Annotated in this window: 19 protein-coding genes; 4 read left to right on the forward strand and 15 right to left on the reverse strand. The window is 34.3% G+C overall.

The genetic code is table 11. The features are described from left to right. Nucleotides 1-135: 135 nt before the first annotated feature. The 3 genes from ACM55K_RS17090 to ACM55K_RS17100 all read right to left on the reverse strand — a co-directional run bounded on the left by ACM55K_RS17090 (nt 136) and on the right by ACM55K_RS17100 (nt 3,552). The gene (locus ACM55K_RS17090) at nt 136-1,818 is read right to left on the reverse strand and encodes a Na/Pi cotransporter family protein (protein WP_416851531.1); all 1,683 of its coding nucleotides are present in this window, start codon (nt 1,816-1,818) and stop codon (nt 136-138) included. Between the two features lie 197 nt (nt 1,819-2,015). Then, complete coding sequence (locus tag ACM55K_RS17095; RefSeq protein WP_416851533.1) at nt 2,016-2,816, reverse strand: NIPSNAP family protein; 801 nt, start codon at nt 2,814-2,816, stop codon at nt 2,016-2,018. 46 nt (nt 2,817-2,862) lie between these two features. Further along, a complete protein-coding gene (locus ACM55K_RS17100) occupies nt 2,863-3,552 on the reverse strand; it encodes an aspartate/glutamate racemase family protein (RefSeq protein WP_416851535.1) in 690 nt (229 codons plus the stop codon). Nucleotides 3,553-3,765: 213 nt separating this feature from the next. On the opposite strand from ACM55K_RS17100, the gene ACM55K_RS17105 reads away from it, so the two are divergent. Continuing rightward, on the forward strand, nt 3,766-4,611 hold the full coding sequence (locus ACM55K_RS17105) for a transglutaminase-like domain-containing protein (RefSeq protein ID WP_416851537.1): 846 nt from the start codon (nt 3,766-3,768) through the stop codon (nt 4,609-4,611). A gap of 27 nt (nt 4,612-4,638) precedes the next feature. Here the strand turns inward: ACM55K_RS17105 and ACM55K_RS17110 are convergent, their stop codons facing one another. The 5 genes from ACM55K_RS17110 to ACM55K_RS17130 all read right to left on the reverse strand — a co-directional run bounded on the left by ACM55K_RS17110 (nt 4,639) and on the right by ACM55K_RS17130 (nt 8,214). Then, nucleotides 4,639-5,193, reverse strand: a complete 555-nt coding sequence (locus tag ACM55K_RS17110) for a hypothetical protein (RefSeq protein ID WP_416851538.1) — start codon at nt 5,191-5,193, stop codon at nt 4,639-4,641. Between the two features lie 9 nt (nt 5,194-5,202). Continuing rightward, nucleotides 5,203-6,123 (reverse strand): helix-turn-helix domain-containing protein, encoded by a 921-nt coding sequence (locus ACM55K_RS17115; protein ID WP_416851539.1) that lies wholly within the window; start codon nt 6,121-6,123, stop codon nt 5,203-5,205. A 69-nt stretch (nt 6,124-6,192) separates the two neighbouring features. Beyond that, entirely contained in the window at nt 6,193-7,203 is a 1,011-nt protein-coding gene (locus tag ACM55K_RS17120) for an aldo/keto reductase (RefSeq protein WP_416851541.1), read from the reverse strand. 188 nt (nt 7,204-7,391) lie between these two features. After that, on the reverse strand, nt 7,392-7,739 hold the full coding sequence (locus ACM55K_RS17125) for a nuclear transport factor 2 family protein (protein ID WP_416851542.1): 348 nt from the start codon (nt 7,737-7,739) through the stop codon (nt 7,392-7,394). A 37-nt stretch (nt 7,740-7,776) separates the two neighbouring features. Continuing rightward, the gene (locus ACM55K_RS17130) at nt 7,777-8,214 is read right to left on the reverse strand and encodes an acyl-CoA thioesterase (RefSeq protein WP_416851544.1); all 438 of its coding nucleotides are present in this window, start codon (nt 8,212-8,214) and stop codon (nt 7,777-7,779) included. Between the two features lie 251 nt (nt 8,215-8,465). Here ACM55K_RS17130 and ACM55K_RS17135 point away from each other — a divergent pair, with 251 nt between their 5' ends. After that, nucleotides 8,466-8,846 (forward strand): hypothetical protein, encoded by a 381-nt coding sequence (locus ACM55K_RS17135; protein WP_416851546.1) that lies wholly within the window; start codon nt 8,466-8,468, stop codon nt 8,844-8,846. Nucleotides 8,847-8,897: 51 nt separating this feature from the next. On the opposite strand, the gene ACM55K_RS17140 is transcribed toward ACM55K_RS17135, so the two are convergent. The 5 genes from ACM55K_RS17140 to ACM55K_RS17160 form a co-directional block, all read right to left on the reverse strand. Next, entirely contained in the window at nt 8,898-9,581 is a 684-nt protein-coding gene (locus ACM55K_RS17140; RefSeq protein WP_416851548.1) for a 2'-5' RNA ligase family protein, read from the reverse strand. A gap of 14 nt (nt 9,582-9,595) precedes the next feature. Further along, entirely contained in the window at nt 9,596-10,156 is a 561-nt protein-coding gene (locus tag ACM55K_RS17145; RefSeq protein WP_416851550.1) for a TetR/AcrR family transcriptional regulator, read from the reverse strand. A 64-nt stretch (nt 10,157-10,220) separates the two neighbouring features. Then, nucleotides 10,221-11,282, reverse strand: coding sequence for an MBL fold metallo-hydrolase (locus tag ACM55K_RS17150; RefSeq protein ID WP_416851552.1), 1,062 nt, complete (start codon nt 11,280-11,282; stop codon nt 10,221-10,223). 338 nt (nt 11,283-11,620) lie between these two features. Then, on the reverse strand, nt 11,621-12,241 hold the full coding sequence (locus ACM55K_RS17155; protein WP_416851553.1) for an HAD family hydrolase: 621 nt from the start codon (nt 12,239-12,241) through the stop codon (nt 11,621-11,623). A 57-nt stretch (nt 12,242-12,298) separates the two neighbouring features. Beyond that, entirely contained in the window at nt 12,299-13,249 is a 951-nt protein-coding gene (locus ACM55K_RS17160) for a phytanoyl-CoA dioxygenase family protein (protein ID WP_416851554.1), read from the reverse strand. Between the two features lie 147 nt (nt 13,250-13,396). Between ACM55K_RS17160 and ACM55K_RS17165 the strand changes: the two genes are divergently transcribed. Beyond that, nucleotides 13,397-14,257: an AraC family transcriptional regulator gene (locus ACM55K_RS17165; RefSeq protein WP_416851555.1), complete on the forward strand. Its 861-nt coding sequence runs from the start codon at nt 13,397-13,399 to the stop codon at nt 14,255-14,257. Between the two features lie 93 nt (nt 14,258-14,350). Here the strand turns inward: ACM55K_RS17165 and ACM55K_RS17170 are convergent, their stop codons facing one another. Then, complete coding sequence (locus ACM55K_RS17170; protein WP_416851556.1) at nt 14,351-14,674, reverse strand: nucleoside triphosphate pyrophosphohydrolase family protein; 324 nt, start codon at nt 14,672-14,674, stop codon at nt 14,351-14,353. A 216-nt stretch (nt 14,675-14,890) separates the two neighbouring features. Continuing rightward, nucleotides 14,891-15,862, reverse strand: coding sequence for a C1 family peptidase (locus tag ACM55K_RS17175; protein WP_416851557.1), 972 nt, complete (start codon nt 15,860-15,862; stop codon nt 14,891-14,893). Nucleotides 15,863-16,586: 724 nt separating this feature from the next. On the opposite strand from ACM55K_RS17175, the gene dnaK reads away from it, so the two are divergent. After that, the gene (gene dnaK, locus ACM55K_RS17180) at nt 16,587-18,473 is read left to right on the forward strand and encodes a molecular chaperone DnaK (protein WP_416836796.1); all 1,887 of its coding nucleotides are present in this window, start codon (nt 16,587-16,589) and stop codon (nt 18,471-18,473) included. Nucleotides 18,474-18,803 lie beyond the last annotated feature (330 nt).

Raw genomic sequence — 18,803 nt, forward strand, 5'->3', positions numbered from 1 at the left:
TGAAAATTTAAATCAGAAATGGTTTATATAATTTGAATATTAACTTGTAAAATTTTTGGATTAAAGTGTGCCAAAAACAATTTTACGACCTGTTTAATTGAAAATGAATGGTAAACGAACCAAATTTTGTTTACGTTAGGTTTTGTAAATTGGAATCTCATTAAAATATTCTGCTTGTTTTTCCTCCAATAAAATTTCTTTTACTGCCATCAGCAAAGCTTTATTTGAAGTAAAAAGTTCCCGGTTAAAGTTGATGACTGTAGTGATATCAATATCTTCAATGGATGCGTTTTGTGCTTCTGTATAAAAATTATTGAGAGCTGAACTATAATTATTCTGAATGGAATCAAATATATTTTGTAGTTCTTCAAAGCTTGCTTTTTTATCCTCGCAGAGGAATGCATTCAACTGAAAGTATAGATTTTCGGTTTCTTTTTTATGATGTATAAAAAAATTGTATTTGATATCTTTTGACGAATGTCTGAGATTCGTAATATTGGTTCCAATGTCTTTCACGCTTTTCACAGAGTGCATGGAACTGCGTACGGCTGAAATCAGTTGGTTGAGTTCAGCCTGTTTTTCTCCCTCTAATTTTGTTCTTAGTTCCAGATAAAAAGCATGTATTTCGCCCTGTAGTTGTTTCAGAAAATCATATTTTTCTTCTTCGGTTTTCGAAAAGAAATTGCTTTTCTCATTGATGGCTTTAAAATCATCATTTTTTCGAATCTGTAGTGTATCAATTTTGAATAATTCTAGATTAAAAAGCATCGAATTATGAATAAAATGTTTTGTTTCTCTTCGGAACAAATCGAGTGCAGTTTCTGGTTCATTAATAGAGGCGTGGCTTATAAAAGCAACTGTGGACCCATTGGAGTTTTTAAAAAAACGTTCTAAAAATTTCGTAAAAATTTCAAGAAAGGGAAGAAAGAGTACAATGGCCAGCAGGTTAATCAAGCTCGAAAAAGTTACGAGGCCAATCAGCGGATCTTTGATATTGAAAACATCAGTTATGAGTAATAGGATTGGTCTCAGTAATACAAAAGCAAATGCGGTACTGCAGATATTGAAAAGTAAATTGCCAAGTGCCACCCGCTTTTTTGAAGCATTGCCACCTATTGCGCTTACTACTATTTTAATGATGGTGCCAGTTTCTGAACCCAAAACAATTGCGGCTGCCATAGGAAAACCAATCGCTCCGGCGTGAAGTGCGCTCAATGTAAGTGCCATGGTCACGGTACTGGATTGGACGATTAAAGTAATTCCAAATCCAATAAGTAAAAAAACGACAAGTGGCATCGTGGCATATTGAGAAAAATCAAAATGCTGTACCTGCGATTCCATAGCTGTTTTCATAAAGGAAAGACCGATGAACAATAAGCCAAATCCTAAAAGAAAATAAGAGAGGTATTTTATAGTTTTCCGATGCCCAAGCAGGATTAACAGAAAACCACCCAAACAAACTGCTGGATAGGCTATTATTTCAATATCCGTTTTAAAACCCAGCGTTGCGAAAACCCAGTTGGCGAGTGTAGTACCCAGATTTGCACCCAGAATAATGGCTAAGGCATTTTTCATCGTAAAAACACCTGCGCCGACAAATGCCAAAACCATCATCGAAACCATGGAACTGCTCTGAAGAACTGCAGTTACAATTGTTCCGCCCACTACTGCGCCGATGTTGTTTTTTGTAATGCGCTGAAGAAATAATTTAAAACTTCTCCCGGATAGATTCTTTAAAGATTCTTCGACCAGATACATGGCAAAAAGGAATAAACCTATACCAGCAGCGAGTTTTAGTATTGTATTGAGCGTTTCCATAGCTTTAAAGATACTTAAATTTACTTGTATAATCTTTCTGACAATGCGTATTTCTATCTTTAAAAATGTATTTTATAATTCTTAAAATAAAAAACTACAACTTTTTTAGAGTTGTAGTTTTGTGAGTAATGATTGGAAGTGTCAACTGTAAACCACAGTTTGTAGAAGTGATTATTTTTTAGTTTTTTTATGAAAATCTAATAATCGGAATAGTCTGTAGGGTATAAAAAAGTAATGTCTATGTGTGAAACATTGTTTTTGTATTTTTCCATAGCAGTTAATTCTTTCCACTCGGGTGAAGCTGAAAAGGCTTTCCAGTGCTCATCTCGGCCGGCCTGATCCGCAAAAGTGGTCATGTACATCAAGTTTGGCATTTTTGCTCCCGAAATAACTTCGCCATAAAAAACAGGATTAAATGCAAGGCGGTCAAAGAGTTTTGTTTCTCCACCGGCATTAAACATATCCACTTTATTTTTATGAATCGCTTCGGTTGCTGATTCGTAACTTCTTAATTCATACACCCGGTTTGCTCTTGGGCTATTCAAAGTAGGGGTTGTCATTATGGGATGATCAGCGAATGCTTTTAATAAAACTGATTCGATACGCGCATAAGGTGCTTGTTTATAAGTGGCATTCAAATAATTTGCCCCTGCAGCCAAATAGGTTTTGTCTTTTGCCAGTTTTTCTTCCAATCCAAGAAATTGTGATAAGGACGAAAATGGAATTAATACTATAATCTTTTTTAGTGTGTCAGTAGCATTTGGTTTTGGTTTGAAAACCCCAATATTCTTTATTCCCAGTTTTTTTAATCCTGGCAAATACGCTTCTTTCAGAAACTTATCAGTGGTTTGTTCCTGCTGTTTCGTTTTGAAAATATAGGTTTTGAGTTGGTAAAATTCTCTTGATGGCGCTACGATTTTAGAATCAGAAGTTATTGTTTTAAAGCTGGTAATGGCTAAGGCGATTCCCATTAGAAATAGTAATTTTGTTGCTTTCATATTTTATTTTTATTTGGAATAATTTTGGAATTATAGCGGTATATTTTTAGCTTAAAGCAAATGCTACTGCAGCTGCTGAATGAATTATGGCAGTGTCAAAAATAGGAACGGCAATATCCTCTTGTTGAATCAATAATGGAATTTCAGTGCAACCAAGAATAATTCCTTCAGCACCATTTTCTATTAATTTATTGACAATACTGATGTAACGCTGTTTTGAATCGGGGTTAATGATTCCTTTTCCCAGTTCGTGGTAAATGGTATCTTGAATAAAATCTCTGTCTTCCTGCTCCGGTATGCAAGTTTCAATATTTTGATTATTGAGTTTAGAGGTAAAAAAATCCAGCTCCATTGTGAATTTAGTTCCTAAAAGCCCCACTTTAGATAGATTCAGTTTTTTTATTTCTTTTGTAGTTTCAGTGGCGATATGAATTACGGGTATCGATATTTTTTGCTCAATTCTATCAGCTAAAAGATGCATTGTATTAGCGCATAAAACAATAGCTTCCGCGCCACTTTGTTGCAGGTTTTCACAGGCTTCTGAGAGCATTATAAATGTTGATTCCCAATCGTTGTTGTTATTATTTCTTATAATATCTGCATAATTGAAAGAATGAATTACGCATTTGGCAAAATTAATACCTCCCAGTTTCTCGTTTACTCCTTCATTAATAAGTTTATAATAATCAGCAGTAGAAACCCAGCTAATCCCACCAATAGGTCCCAATGTTTTCATCTCTGTTTATTTTTGGTTGTCAATTTTTATTCCTTTTTTCAAAACCGATTGGAATTCTTGTTGTGTTTATAAAAGTATAAAAAAAAGTATCACTTTTTTGGAATTGCATAAATAGATTCTGTCGGATTTAAGAATCTGATAAAAGCGAATAGCGGCGGAGAATAAATCAAGCAATCGTATTTAGTGCCAACCACAAATTGGTACATTTACAAAATGAAATTTAAAGTATACAGTGAATTATCATACGAAGTCTTTTCTCCAACTACCTTTATTTTTAATATACAGGCAGCAAAATCAGCGAGTCAAATAATTATTTCGGAATCCATTATTGTTATTCCGGCCATAAAGTTTGAGGAATTTACTTTGAAAAATTCGGGTACACGTTTTGTAAAAATGGAGGTAGAGCAAGGCCTGTTTTTCACAATAATTTACAAAGCAGAAGTAGAAGTAGAACATACGATTTATGATGAAAAAGCACTTTTGAAATCCATACCGATTATCAACCTGGATAACGAAGTATTGCCCTTTATTTCGCCAAGCAGGCATTGTGAGTCGGATAAATTATCAGAATTTGCCATGAATGAGTTTGGATTTTTGCCTAATGAATATGCTAAAGCAAAAGCAATAAACGAATGGATTTTCAACACTGTCGAATACAAAACCGGCGTTACCAATTCCAATACTTCCGCATGCGATACGTTGCTTGAGAAAGTGGGAGTTTGTAAAGATTTTGCCCATTTAGGGATTGCGTTGTGCAGAGCTTTAGATATACCGGCGCGCTATTTTACTGGATATGCACATAATCTTAATCCACCAGATTTTCATGCTTGTTTTGAGGCTTATATCGGTAGACAATGGCTGTTTTTTGATCCCACTAAATTAGCTGTTGCTAATGGATTAGTAAAAATAGCGAATGGGAAAGATGCTTCAGAAGTGGCGGTAGCCAGTTATTTTGGGAATGTTAATTGTACGTTCATGAAAATTGAATGTAATACCACTGCAGCTGGTTTTGCGCCTTTTAATTCTGAACTTGATACAAAAACGATTTCTTATGGATGAAATTCTAGTGCTTTATTTTAGAAGTTTTTAATCTAAAATTTTTCTAACTGTGATTCGGTTGTCGTTTCCCATTTTCCAGATTTCTCCAAACAAAGTAACCTTTTCTCCTATTTTAAATTCACGAAATTTTCCCGGGCTTCCAAGATTTGGAATGCTGATTACAGCAAAATATGACGTTCCCTCAGTTGTTTTTATTTTGGCAGTATAGCCATCTTTCCCTTTTTCGATAGATTGAACTGTTCCAGTGATTTTAGCTTCGGCAACGTTCTTCTGTTTCAGTTCCAATATTTCTCTAACAGTAATTTGTTTTTCTTTTCCCATTTTCCAAACGTCTCCTTTCACAACTATTGTATCTCCAATTTCCGCCTGTTTGAATAATTGAGGATTGCTCAAATTAGGAATACTAATTGTTCCTAAATAAATGCGTCCTTTTGTATTTTCAATTGTCGCAGTGTAGCCATCTTTCCCTTTTTGAATGACCGAAACTTTCCCACTAACGGTAGCTGTTTTCATGGATGAACATGACACGACGCTTATGATAATTAGGCTTAAAATACTGTTCTTTAGTATGGATTTTTTCATGTTTGAGGTTTAATTAAAGGAGCTTCTAAATTCTAAAGGCGAAACATTGGTTTTACTTTTGAATAATTTGCTAAAAGACTGTGGGTATTCAAAACCCAATTGGTACGCTATTTCACTCACGGATAAAGAAGTTGTTGTCAAAATTTCTTTGGCTTTTTCAATTAACTTATCGTGAATGTGCTGCTGCGTACTTTGTCCAGTGAGTGATCGTAGCATATCACTTAAATAATTTGGCGATACATTCAATTGCTCTGAAATGTATAGAACGGTTGGAAGGCCAAATTCCTGAACTTTGTTACCATTAAAATAATTCAAGAGTAGTTTTTCCAGATTACTCAACAAATCATTACTGGCATTTTTTCGGGTAATAAACTGTCTGTTATAGAATCGGTTGGAATAATTGAGCAATAATTCAATGTGAGATAGTATAACATCCTGACTAAAACCATCGATTACAGAACAATATTCGGTATCAATATTTTGCATAATGTCCGTAATCATTGCTTCTTCTTTATCCGAAAGGTGTAGCGCTTCATTTACTGCATAGGAGAAAAATCCATAGTCTTTGATGCTTTTTGCCAAGGCGTAATTTTGGATAAAATCTGGGTGAACGACTAACCATATTCCCGAAAGCGCTATATCTTCATCAACAACAGTCGAAATTACCTGACCCGGCGAAAAAAAAGTCATTATACCTTCGTCAAAATCATAATAGTTTTGTCCATATTTCAATTTGCCTTTAAAATCCTTTTTGGTACAAACCGAATAAAAATTATAAACGAAACTTTTTATGCTTTCATCAAAATGACATTTTATTTCATTCAGATTAATGACACTAACCAATGGATGTTTTGGTTTTGGTAATTCTAATAAACGATGCAACTCAGAAATGGAATTGATGATATAAGGAGAATTGGTCTCTTTTTTCATGGTGCGAATTATAAATTCAGTAGGAAAAGCGAATAGTAAAGATAGCTTTTCCTACTGAATATTGTTGTTTTATTGATCGATAGCGCCCATATTGGCAGCATCATAACGAGCGCCTGTGATGGTTCCTAAAGGGATAATAGTTTCTAAACGGTTTAGGTCCTCAATGCTTAATTTAATTTCGGCGGCAGCATTATTTTCTTCGATATATTTCACTCTTTTTGTTCCCGGAATTGGTAAAATACCTTTTGAAACAATCCAAGCGATGGCTAATTGTGAAGGTGTTATTTCTTTTTTAATAGCCAATGTTTTTATTTCATTTACCAAGGCAATGTTTTTGTAAAATTGTTCGCCTTGAAAACGGGGTAAACTTTTTCTAAAGTCATTCTCAGGAAAATCATCGGGGCTTTTGATATCGCCAGAAATAAATCCTCGGCCTAATGGGGAGTAAGCCACAAACCCAATTCCAAGATCTTGAAGTGTTTTTAAAATTCCCGTTTCTTCTACGCCACGCTCAAACAAAGAATATTCTGTTTGTACCGCAGTCAAAGGATGAATAGTATGGGCTTTTTTTATGGTCTCCGATGAAACTTCCGAAAGTCCGATGTGACCAATTTTCCCTTCTCTTACCAATTCGGCCATTGCTGCAACAGTTTCTTCAATTGGCGTGTTTGGGTCTAAACGGTGCAAGTAATACAAGTCAATATAATCTGTTCCTAGATTTTTAAGCGAACGCTCCACAGCTTTTTTTACATAATCTTTTGTACCGTTGAATTGCCAAGTCAGTTGTTCCTTGTCATCGATTTCATAACCAAATTTTGTGGCAATGGTATATTGATTTCTATTTCCTTTAATGGCTTTGGCGACAAGCCTTTCATTTAATAAAGGACCATATAAATCGGCAGTATCTACGAAGTTGTACCCTAGTTCCAATGAACGGTGAATAGTGGCAATAGATTCGGTCTCATCCGCTTTTCCATAAATATCCATTCCTGCAATTTGGGTCATTCCCATACAACCCAATCCTACTTTTGGAACTAAAAGTCCTTGACTTCCCAGTTCGATTTTTTTATTAGTATTCATACTTTTTTATTTAATTGTGATTTAAATTAACAATGCAAATGTCAGTACGATACTAAATTTAAAAGTAACCCAATCTCTTATAGTTGTATCCAAAATGAGGAAATTGGGTTTTAAAAACAAAGTTAGCCGCAAAACAAATCGCATTTAAATGAAATTGTATGAATTAGTTATAACGTTGAAGTTGAGTTTCATTTATTCATTAAATAAGATGTTAAATGTTTTATTTTCTCATTTTGCATATGGAAAACATCACAAAATACGGCGTCCAGTAAATTGCCATTTTTCATTTTACATTGGACCTCACCTTCTGCGATTACAATGTTATTTTCTTCTGTCATTCTAATAATTTGTATGGTTGGACTACCAATAAAATTGTCGTTTTCTATTTCCTTATCAAATGCTTCTTTCCCAGATAAACGAAACATTCCCGGTACTTCCCAACTAACATCTTCAGTTAAGCAGGATAAAATTTTTTCATGGTCACTAGCCATAAAAGCTTCCATATATTTTTGTACAGTTTGCTTGTTTTTTGTCATGGCTTCCGGTATAATTTAAGTATAGGAATGTCTTAGATTAAAGACTTACAAAATCATCACTTTTAGGGAAAATACTCAGGGCTTGAACTGCAATTTCGGGAGTAGGAGATGCTAATTTGCGAAGTTTGGTATCCATCCAAGCGCCATCAACAGTTATGGTTGCACAAAGTTTGTTGTCTTCATTTATAAACTCATGTACAATAGACCAGCGCGAAGCATCGGCTTTCATTTTGGAGGTTTTAGTATGCATGAAAATTTTGTCTGAAATTTTTATTTCTTTTCTAAAAACACATTCTTCCCTAAAAAGAATAGGACCAAAACTTTGTGCTTGCATCACCTTCATCGTCAATCCAAGACTTTCCAAAATTTCGATACGGTGTTGCGCTCCAAAATCATAATAAGCGCTATGTCGTACATGAAAATTAGGGTCAAGATCAGACCAACGGAAAGATAATTCTTTTATAAATGAAGTCATTTTTATGTTATTTTAGAATCCTTTCAGGATTAAATTTTAGTGAAAGCATATAGATTTAGAAAATCGAAAATACTAATAAAAAAGGAATGTAATGGCGGTGAGCCCTGTTTTTTAAGGCTTTTTTATGATAATCAAACAAAAGTAATCTGTTAATTATTTGCTTGTTGAAACGAAAAAATTAATGTGGCCTATCTTTTGTATTATAAATAATAATTATTCAATTCCGGATAATAAAATATAACCTAAGAAGGATGAAAAAAATAATTTCAATGCTACTTATAACTGGCGGTTTGTATGCTCAAGAACAGGTGTTTAACGTTCAGCGGTATTGCATAGACGAGGAACCTTTCAAAAAAGGAGAATGTGATAGAACGGGAAACGAATATTCTTTCGTGTTCTTAGATACTAAAAAGAGCAATGTGGTATTCTTTCTTACTGAAATGAGATTGAAATATAAAATTGTTAAGTCAGGTGTTTTTTCTTTCGATCCTAATTATACCGTCTATACTTTAGAAAATGAAAAGGAACAAATAGAAATGAGAATAAATAAGCAGAACACTAAGATCGAATTCCTGTATCCTAATAATCACATTTATTTGACGGTAGGGAAGTCTACTAAGGCTGTAAATTAATTGATTTTCAGAAAATTTAACTGGCAGTAAACTTTTGTTTGCTGCTTTTTTTTAACTGCACTTAAATTCGTGTAATTCTTTGACAAATTCTTTTCGCTGGTACCAATCATTATAAACCAAATGGTATTTTCCAACTTTGAATTTTCCGAAATCAAAATTCCGATATTTTTCTAAAGTTTCAATCCACTTTTCTTTATGGTTTATTTCTTTTCGAAATCGTGCAACAGTTGCGTGAGCGGTATTAATGGAATAACGTTTGTCAATACTTTCCTCTAATCCAGAATTCGTAAAATTTGTTCTTAAGTTATTTCTCAAATTATCCAGGGAATTAGAATTAGTAAAACCTTGTAGCATTATAGCAGATGGGGAAGCAGTGATACCTTGAAAATTAATGGCTATATCCTGTATCCCAGTAAGACTTTTTTCGATAATTGCAACATAATCGGGAATCGAAATTGTTGCCAAATCAAAGCCATCATAACAAGAAATAATTGATAATACGGTGATGTGAATATCTGAACTGGGATAATAATATTGCTCCGGATCTATTTGTTTCAGTTCATCTAAAAAGCTCTGTATGTTTTTTTTGGTTTGACTGTCAGGTCGAATTAATAGAGTGATACCAAATCTATTGTCTGAAAGCGAATCGATTTGATTGTCGATTTGATACGTATCCGTCACAATCTTTTCAATAGATTCGTTGTATAGCGCAGTATAATGCTGTTTTAAATCCATTTATTAGGTTTTGTTTATGTTATCATATCCCAAAGCAGGTCAAAAGTTTCATTGATAACGGTGTCTTGTTTGGGTTTTGAAAATTCCTGGGTAACTAAATATTGATTGACGCTGAAAGTGTGTCCGCAGATTAGTGTAAAAATGAGGTCAACATCCATCGGCTTTATGATTTTGTCTTTTACTCCTTTTTCTAAAAGTGCCATAATTGGTTTAATATATTTCTGAATCTCTTCTTCTGCTATTTGTTTTAAGTATGGCGAAGAATTGAATTGTTCCATGAAACGGAACTCCGTCTTGTGTTTTTGTGCCCAATGAAGTGTTGCAGAATAATAAATTTTCAAAATTCCCTGCAACGATTTTTCGTCTTTAATTATTTCTGAAATGTATTCATTCAGACGGCTTTTAATGTCAATATATAAAGCCTTGACTAATTCGTCTTTTGTTGGAAAAAAGTAAAATAAAGTGCCGCTGGCAATGCCAGCTTCCTTTGCAATTTTACTTGTTGGTGTATCGTGAAAGCCAAACTCAACAAAAAGTTTGAGCGCCGCCGCTATTAATTTTTCTCTCTTGTCCATTATTCAGTTTTTTTTCTAATCTTAAACCGCTACGGGTTGCTTTATTCACGAGTAATTTAGGGCCTTATTTTGCACCTTTCCACCATTGTGAAAATTGCTGTGTGGTATCTTTTAAATTTACCTGTTCGCCAATCATTGGGGTGATGAGGTTTAGGTTTTCTTGTTTGTTATTTTCGGTTATCAATTCCAGAGGTTCGTACCAAGGATGATTCCCGAGCGCAAATTTTGAAGAATGGACGGGAAAAATTCGTTTCGCGTTTAAGTCTTTTGCTGCTTGCAAAATTTCATCTGGCATCAGGTGAATGTATTTCCAACTCTTGTCATACTGACCGTTTTCTAAAATAGCCAAATCAAATACGCCAAACGTTTTTCCGATTTCGGCAAAGTGTTTATCGTACCCACTGTCACCACCAAGAAAAATTTGCATTGTTGGTGTTTGCAAAACATACGATGTCCAAAGCGCCTTATTTCTAGTTAGTCCACGACCTGAAAAATGTCTAGAAGGTACCGTATGTGCCGTAAAGTCTTCGTCCAAAACTATTTTCTCGTTCCAGTCTTTTTCAATGATTTTAGTGGTGTCAAAACCCCAATATTCAAAGTGTTCGCCGGTACCAAGTCCGCATATTATTTTTTTGATTTTAGGTTTTAGTTCTAAAATGGTTTTGTAATCCAAATGATCCCAATGGTCATGCGAAATAAAAAGGTAATCAATTTCGGGAATGTCATCCGTTGTGTAACGGTCGGTTCCTTTGAAGGCTTTTGTTGAAAATGAAAATGGTGAAGCAACGCCACTTAAAACGGGATCGACTAAAATTCGTTTTCCGTCAATTTGAATGTAGTAGGAGGAATGTCCGAACCAAACCAAAATATTTTCGTTTAGGTCTACATTCAAAAGGTCTGTCTTTGTAGATGGTATTTCGTCCACTGGTGTAACATTTTTATGCTGCCCGAAAAAGAACTCTTTACCAACAGTATAATAGCTTGCTCCTTCCGTTAGGTCAGGCGTGATGCTTTGGTTTTGAAAAGAACCGTTTTTATAATTCGGAGATTGTTTAATTCTTTCCAATCTTTTGCCTGAAGGCAGTTTACCAAATTTTACTTGTTTTAAATAGGATAATACACTCATTACGAATAAGAGAATTAAATAAATTGAAATAAAGACATGCTGTGTTACTGACTAATCAGTCAGTAAATGTAAATCTATTTTTTCAACTGGCAATAGTTTTTCAAAAAAATCATTTTATTGAGATTGTGTTTTATTTCGAGTATAAAACATAAACGCTTCCAGTCTAATTTGTTTGTCTCTTATCATCGAATGCGCTGTCACGGTAACGCTTTAGTTTCATCTGAGTTGAATATCCTAAAAGAAGTTCGATTTTATCACTAATACACACTTATTTAAACCAAAGTTTGTGGCTGGTCAAACTATAGATATAGGCTTAATTTTATAAAACCAGTCTTTTTTTATAAATAGTTTTGGAGTTGGTTGAAATCAGAAATTTTAGGATTTTTAAAGTAATTGGCATATAAATTTAATTTGTCATAAAGGATTGCGTCAATTCCCAGTTCTTCGGCAGCAGCGATTTCCGATTCAGGGTCATCACCAATCACTACTACTTCAGAGGTATCATAATTGTAGTAATGTAAGATTTTTTTAAAAACATTTTTCTTAGTATCATTGGTCATTACTGTATCTACAATATATATTCCTTTGAAATTTTTTTCTATCCCAAGTTGTTTCACCTTACTGTTTTGTAATTTGGGAAAACCGGAAGTGACCAAAAATTTATCGCACTGGATTTTAGTAACTTCATTGTAATCTGGAAATGGTTCAATCGTTTCATTATAAGTAAGCTCACTCAATAGTTGTAATGCATCTTTGTATAGTGATTGGGTCATTTTATATTGCTTGGCAACCACAGAAAATGGTTTTCTGTTAATATCTTTTTTTAGGTTTTCCAGATCTCCTTCAAACTCGCTTAGATTGATTTCCAAGAGATAATAAAGGTCTGCAAATAGTTTGTCACCAATGGATGGTGTTGAAAATATTGTATTATCTAAATCTAAAATTATTGCTTTTTTCATTTTTCCATTTTTTTATTAAAGAAATATGTGGCGATGGTTTCACCGCCACAATTGTAGTTACCATTTTTTAATTCCAAGAAGTTTTTTCCCTAAATCGGAAAGCTCAGCAACAGGCTGTTTGCTTTCACGGTTCAAAGGGTCTCCAGGAAAAGCATATCCTTCAGGTACATGTTTGTTTTTCCAAGCATCTATTCTCCATTGAAGCATTTCCTCATTATCTTCATCTGCAGGAATCATAGCGATATATTGCGCCATTCGGACTTTATCTTTGCTATTATTTGGTCTGATGCCGTGCGGCTGTGAGCTGTTGAAAATCAAAAGGTCTCCTGCATCCATTTTTACTTTTACCAATTCAAAACCAGTAGTGTCAGGTTTGAAATGATCTCGGTCTTCAGGTTGTGTAAGTTTCCAGGTATCGTAGGTTCTGAACAGTTCAGGGATGCATTGAAAACCACCCATATTTTCGTCATTTTGGTCGGCTAATGCCAATACACCCTGAACATTTTGAGGTTTCGTCTCAGGATCATAATCCCAATGAATAAAACCTTTGTATTCATGCCCCGGTCGAATGGGGAAGTTAAGGTTGGCACGGTCGATAGTAACCCACAGTTTTTCAGTTCCCCAAATATCGGCAAAAGCTTGGTGTACTTTTGGAAATTGACGGTTGTCCCATAAATGCTGATGGTTATATATTTCCACCATTCCGGTGTTGTTCAGTTCCGACATTTTCATGGAAAGTGTTGGTTTGTACCATGTTTCAGGATCATTTTGTTTTTTATCTTCATATTCCCATAAATAATTAGCCAGTTTCTCTGCTTGTTCTCTTGGAACTGCATTTTTTACGACTACATACCCATTGTGAATCCAAAAAGCCCATTCCTCTTCGGTCAATACGCGCAACTTTTCCCCATTGCTACGGTCGCTTAATTTCACTTTACTGCTAGTTGCTACTGACGGATTTCCGGGGATTTCTTTATGACCCTTATTTAATCCGTTGTTGGTTGTCATTGTCTTCATTTTTTTAATTCTTTAAAATTGATATAGCAAAGTTCAAGTTAATAGCAGTAGTTGATGAATTCTAAAATGATGTATATGTGCTCTGTATTGACTATTTTACTTAATTTTGTGTTTGATAATGGGTAAAATGAAGCTATAATGAAAATAAAGAAAGAAGAAATCACGATACAGCCCGGAAAATCATTCCGTATTTTCACCCCTAGTTTACGTAATTATTTTTTTTGGCATTACCATCCGGAATTCGAATTAGTCTATGTAGAAGCGATTGCAGGAATTCGCCATGTTGGTAAAAACATTTCAAGTTTTGTAGAAAGTGACCTTGTATTAATAGGCTCCAATGTTCCCCACTTAAATTTTGATTATGGATTGCAAACGGAGTATAAACAAATTGTAGTACAGTTTAAGGAAGATTTTTTCCCAAATACAATTGTGTCCACTGCAGAGTTTGCCGACATTCGTGCGCTCTTTGATAAAGCTTATTTAGGTTTGTCTTTTTATGGCAAAACAAAAGAACAAGTTGTCATCAAACTAAAAGAAATACAACATAAGAATAATTTCAATTCTTTACTGGAACTTTTTGAAATATTAAACATAATGGCTACCTCATCTGAAGTGAATCAATTGAATACTGAGGATACAAGAATAAAGCTTTTTATGAATGACAAAATCAGAATGGGAACCATATATGATTATATTCATGAGAACTACGACAAAAAGCCTGATGTGAATGCTATTGCATCGAATGTACATTTAAGTACCGCTGCTTTTTGTCGTTATTTTAAAAAGCAGACGAATATGACATTCACTGAATTCGTAAATCAATACCGAATTACACAAGCTAAAACGCTACTCCTAAAACACCATAATGTATCAGAAGTTGTATATGCTGTTGGGTTTGAAAGCATGTCTTATTTTAATAAACTTTTTAAATCGTTGGTCGGAGAAACGCCTTCCTCCTTTAAAAAAAGAGTATTTTCTCAAGTAAATTCGGATAATTAATTTACTGAGTGTCTCGCTCGTGCCGAAAAATCAAATCTTTTTCATTTAAGAAATTGAAATATTGGTTCTAGTGATTGATGTTGCGTGCAGTTTTTATTCTCCCATTAAATTTTCAGTTTTTGTCAAAAAATATTCTACGGATTCATTAATGTCAATATCCATTCGTTCAGCAAGTACTGTGAGCCACCAAATACATTCACCCAATTTATGCTGTAGTTCAGGATTTGTATTTCCTTTTGGCCAGCGACCTTGTTGGGACATCGTATAACGTCCTACTAATCCGGCATCCGTAAGAAAAGCCAAAGCATCTTCTTCTACCGTCCATTCACTGCCGTGGTGGGTTTTTTCCAGTTGATGGTATTGTTTTCTGATTTTTAACGCTCTTTCTTTGATTTCTTTTAAGTCTAAATTCTTCATTTGTTATTTATTTATGTTAATCGGGATAGTTTTTTATTATAAAAGGGTAAATAAAAAAATTAAAGGTTTGAATTTGGTCACGAGTGGGACGTTCGAGATAGCTGGGGTGTCTCGTCCTGGACGAGATGTTTTTATATTTTAAATTCTTCCTACTTCTAAAATTAATGGGAAATAGTACTTTATATATTTAAACCCATATGCCGTATCCTTATATATTTAAACCCATATGCCGTATCCTTCGCAAAATGCTGCCGTAACATACTCGTTAGATGCATAAGCATAACCATTATCTCCCCAATCAGTTCCCCAACTGTTGCGAATGATAAAATGATTTTTAGTATAACCTACAATTGCAATTGCGTGTCCTGTATCTGGAACAACAGTTGTTAAATCATAAGAATCCAGTTTTCCACCATTATTATAGTTTCTAAAGTTCCAGTCGGTATCAGTCATTGCTATTATTGGACCAATACTTGCTAACCACATTCTAAGATGATTTAAATTGACATCGTATTCCTTAATAATGCTGTAATAACTATTGATAGAAAATAGTGAAGCGATCGAATAAAAAGTTTCAGCATCCATTTGTGGGTCAATTATTCTTCCACCAAATGGAAGGTGTTTATCTAGAACAGCACCATACTTTTTTAAAACATTTAAAGCACCTTTAAGAGGTGTGCCTGAATTTTCAATAAAAGTTTCAGGGTAGGTTGTAAAATTATCAGTTTCTTTTGCAGCCATCCAAGTAAATTGGACTGAAAGCCTTTCTGTTTCGTTTATTTTCTTAGCTCTTACTAAATGCCATCTCAATAATGAATCTGTAGCAGCCCATGCAGTACAAGAACCTGTATAACCTTGATTACCTATTTCCCACCAATCATTACCTGTTCGTAAATCTACTTCTTCGGGAAAATCATGCTTTACAATGCCATTAACTATTGCATGTATAATGGTCCAATCATTTTCTTTTTCTCTTGATCTTACACAGTGGGCAATTGGTTTTTTTATTGTTTCTTCTATAAATCCTCTTGCTTTTTCTTTTAAACTATCTTCAGTTTTTCCTCCCACTCTTCCTCCTGCCATCTCACTTTTTCCACCTCCTGTTCCGCCTCTTGTTCCACCTTTTCCACCTTTTCCTCCGGATGTGCCTCCTTTTCCTCCTGAATTTCCTGCTATTCTTTCTGACATAATAATTTATTTAAGGGTTAAAAATAGTTGCTCATTTTTAGGCTGAAATTGTGTGCCAGTTTTATAACTTAACGAATAACGAGCAATACGATTTTTTTTGTAGTAAATATAGGTGTTTTTTGCTTTTTGAGAATAATTTAAGAGGATTAATACAAAAGTTCAATTCACTGAAATACTGTTTCCCCTTTTACCCAAAGAGATTTTTACCGATTTGATGTATAAGTTTTTGTTTTTCCTCTTTAGATTGGCTGTTCCAATATTAAAAGTCAATTTTTAAATTTTGAATTGGCTGATGCTGATTTTGACACGTTATGTTTACTTGTTAAATCATAGGAGCTTATTAAATTGGATTTTTTTGAAAGTATTAATAAAAATTTCTAATCCCAAAAAAAAAGGTATTGAAACCTAAATTCCCTAGCCACGATAGCAATGGAAATCCTTTTTATTTTTTTCTTTAAAAATAAAAAGATTGCAATGAATAGCGGGAAACAGCTCCCAAAAAGAATTCAGAATAAATCCAAGTTTCGGTTATACTTACTGTCAGATTAAGAATGACAACTTCGGTTATAATGACAAACCTCTGAAATGTCATCTTGTCAGATTTTTTTACGCCAATTTTAACATAAACTGACAATTTAAGGACGTGTATTGCATTGGCACAAAGATTGACTTATCGACTTCGAGCTATTAAAATGAGTATATAATAAAATTAAATATATTAAAAATGGGTAAAATAATCGGAATTGATTTAGGTACAACAAACTCTTGTGTTTCTGTAATGGAAGGTAATGAAGCAGTAGTTATCCCTAATGCTGAAGGAAAAAGAACAACGCCATCTATCATTGCATTTGTAGAAGGTGGAGAAATTAAAGTAGGAGATCCTGCTAAGAGACAAGCGGTAACTAATCCAACTAAGACTATTGCTTCTATCAAACGTTTTATGGGTCATTCTTTTTCAGAAGTTTCAGCTGAAGCAAAAAGAGTTTCTTATTCAGTAGTAAAAGGGGACAACAATACACCACGTGTTGATATTGATGGTCGTTTATACTCTGCACAAGAATTGTCAGCAATGACACTTCAAAAAATGAAAAAAACTGCTGAAGACTATTTAGGTCAAACAGTTACTGAAGCAGTTATTACTGTTCCTGCTTACTTTAATGATGCACAACGTCAAGCTACGAAAGAAGCTGGTGAAATTGCAGGTCTTAAAGTTATGCGTATTATCAACGAACCTACTGCTGCAGCTTTGGCATACGGTCTTGATAAAAAAGGTAAAGATCAAAAAATTGCTGTTTATGATTTAGGTGGAGGTACATTTGATATTTCTGTTCTTGAATTAGGAGATGGAGTTTTTGAAGTATTATCTACAAACGGAGATACTCACTTAGGTGGGGATGATTTTGACCACGAAATTATTGACTGGTTAGCTGCTGAATTTTTAGCTGAAGAAGGTATTGATTTACGTTTAGATCCAATGTCTTTGCAACGTTTGAAAGAAGCTGCTGAGAAAGCAAAAATTGAATTGTCTTCTTCTACTGAAACTGAAATCAACTTACCTTACGTAACTGCTACAGCTTCAGGACCAAAACACTTAGTTAAAAAATTAACTAGAGCTCAATTTGAAAAATTAACTGACGCTTTAGTAAAACGTTCTATGGCACCAGTTGCTAAAGCGTTGAAAGATGCAGGTTTATCTGTTTCTGATATTGACGAAGTTATTCTTGTAGGAGGTTCTACTCGTATGCCAAGAATTGCTGACGAAGTGGAGAAATTCTTTGGTAAAAAAGCGTCTAAAGGAGTTAACCCTGATGAGGTTGTTGCTATTGGAGCAGCGATTCAAGGTGGAGTTCTTTCTGGAGATGTAAAAGATGTATTGTTACTTGACGTTACACCTTTATCTTTAGGTATCGAAACTATGGGTGGTGTTATGACAACTCTTATCGAGTCTAATACAACTATTCCAACTAAAAAATCTCAAGTTTTCTCTACAGCGGCAGATTCTCAACCAACAGTTGAAATCCACGTTTTACAAGGAGCTAGAGCAATGGCTGCGGATAACAAAACGATCGGTCGTTTCCATTTAGATGGTATTCCACCAGCACCAAGAGGTGTTCCACAAATTGAAGTTACTTTTGATATTGATGCTAATGGTATCATCAAAGTTTCAGCAACTGACAAAGGAACTGGTAAATCTCATGATATTCGTATCGAAGCTTCTTCTGGTTTAACTGCTGAAGAAATCGAAAGAATGAAAAAAGATGCAGAAGCTAATGCTGATGCTGATAAAATTGCAAGAGAAAGAGCTGAAAAATTGAACGAAGCTGATGGAATGATCTTCCAAACTGAAACTCAATTGAAAGAATTAGGTTCTAAATTATCTGATGAAAACAAAGTTGCTGTAGAATATGCATTAACTGAATTGAGAATGGCACACCAATCTCAAGACATTCCTGCAATTCAAACTGCTCTTGACAACATCAACGCTGCTTGGAAAAAAGCAACTGAAGCGATGTATGCTCAAGGTGAACAAGGTCAAGGTGAAGCACAACCTCAAGGGGATGCTGCTCAAGGAGACAATGTTGAAGACGTTGAATTCGAAGAAGTAAAATAATAATTTCCTGTAGAGACGCGATTCATCGCGTCTTTGCATTGTATAAAGAAAACCGTTCGCCTTTGGTGAACGGTTTTTTTATGAATTTTTTTTAACCCTGATCATTTTTTTAAATGGTCGTTTTTTCTTTTTATAGAGACGCGATTTATCTCGTTTTTTATCAAATAAAAACCCTGCAACATATTACGTTGCAGGGTTTTTTTGATAAAAATGTGTCCCGTCCTGAAATAGTGATACACAAAAAGTATCCTTATGGAAAAACAAGAAGAACCACGCTATTTAAAGCGCACCCAAAAAGACTATTCGATGTTTTTTAAATTGCAAATTGTT

This window comes from Flavobacterium arabinosi (assembly GCF_048158725.1).
GTDB lineage: Bacteria > Bacteroidota > Bacteroidia > Flavobacteriales > Flavobacteriaceae > Flavobacterium > Flavobacterium arabinosi.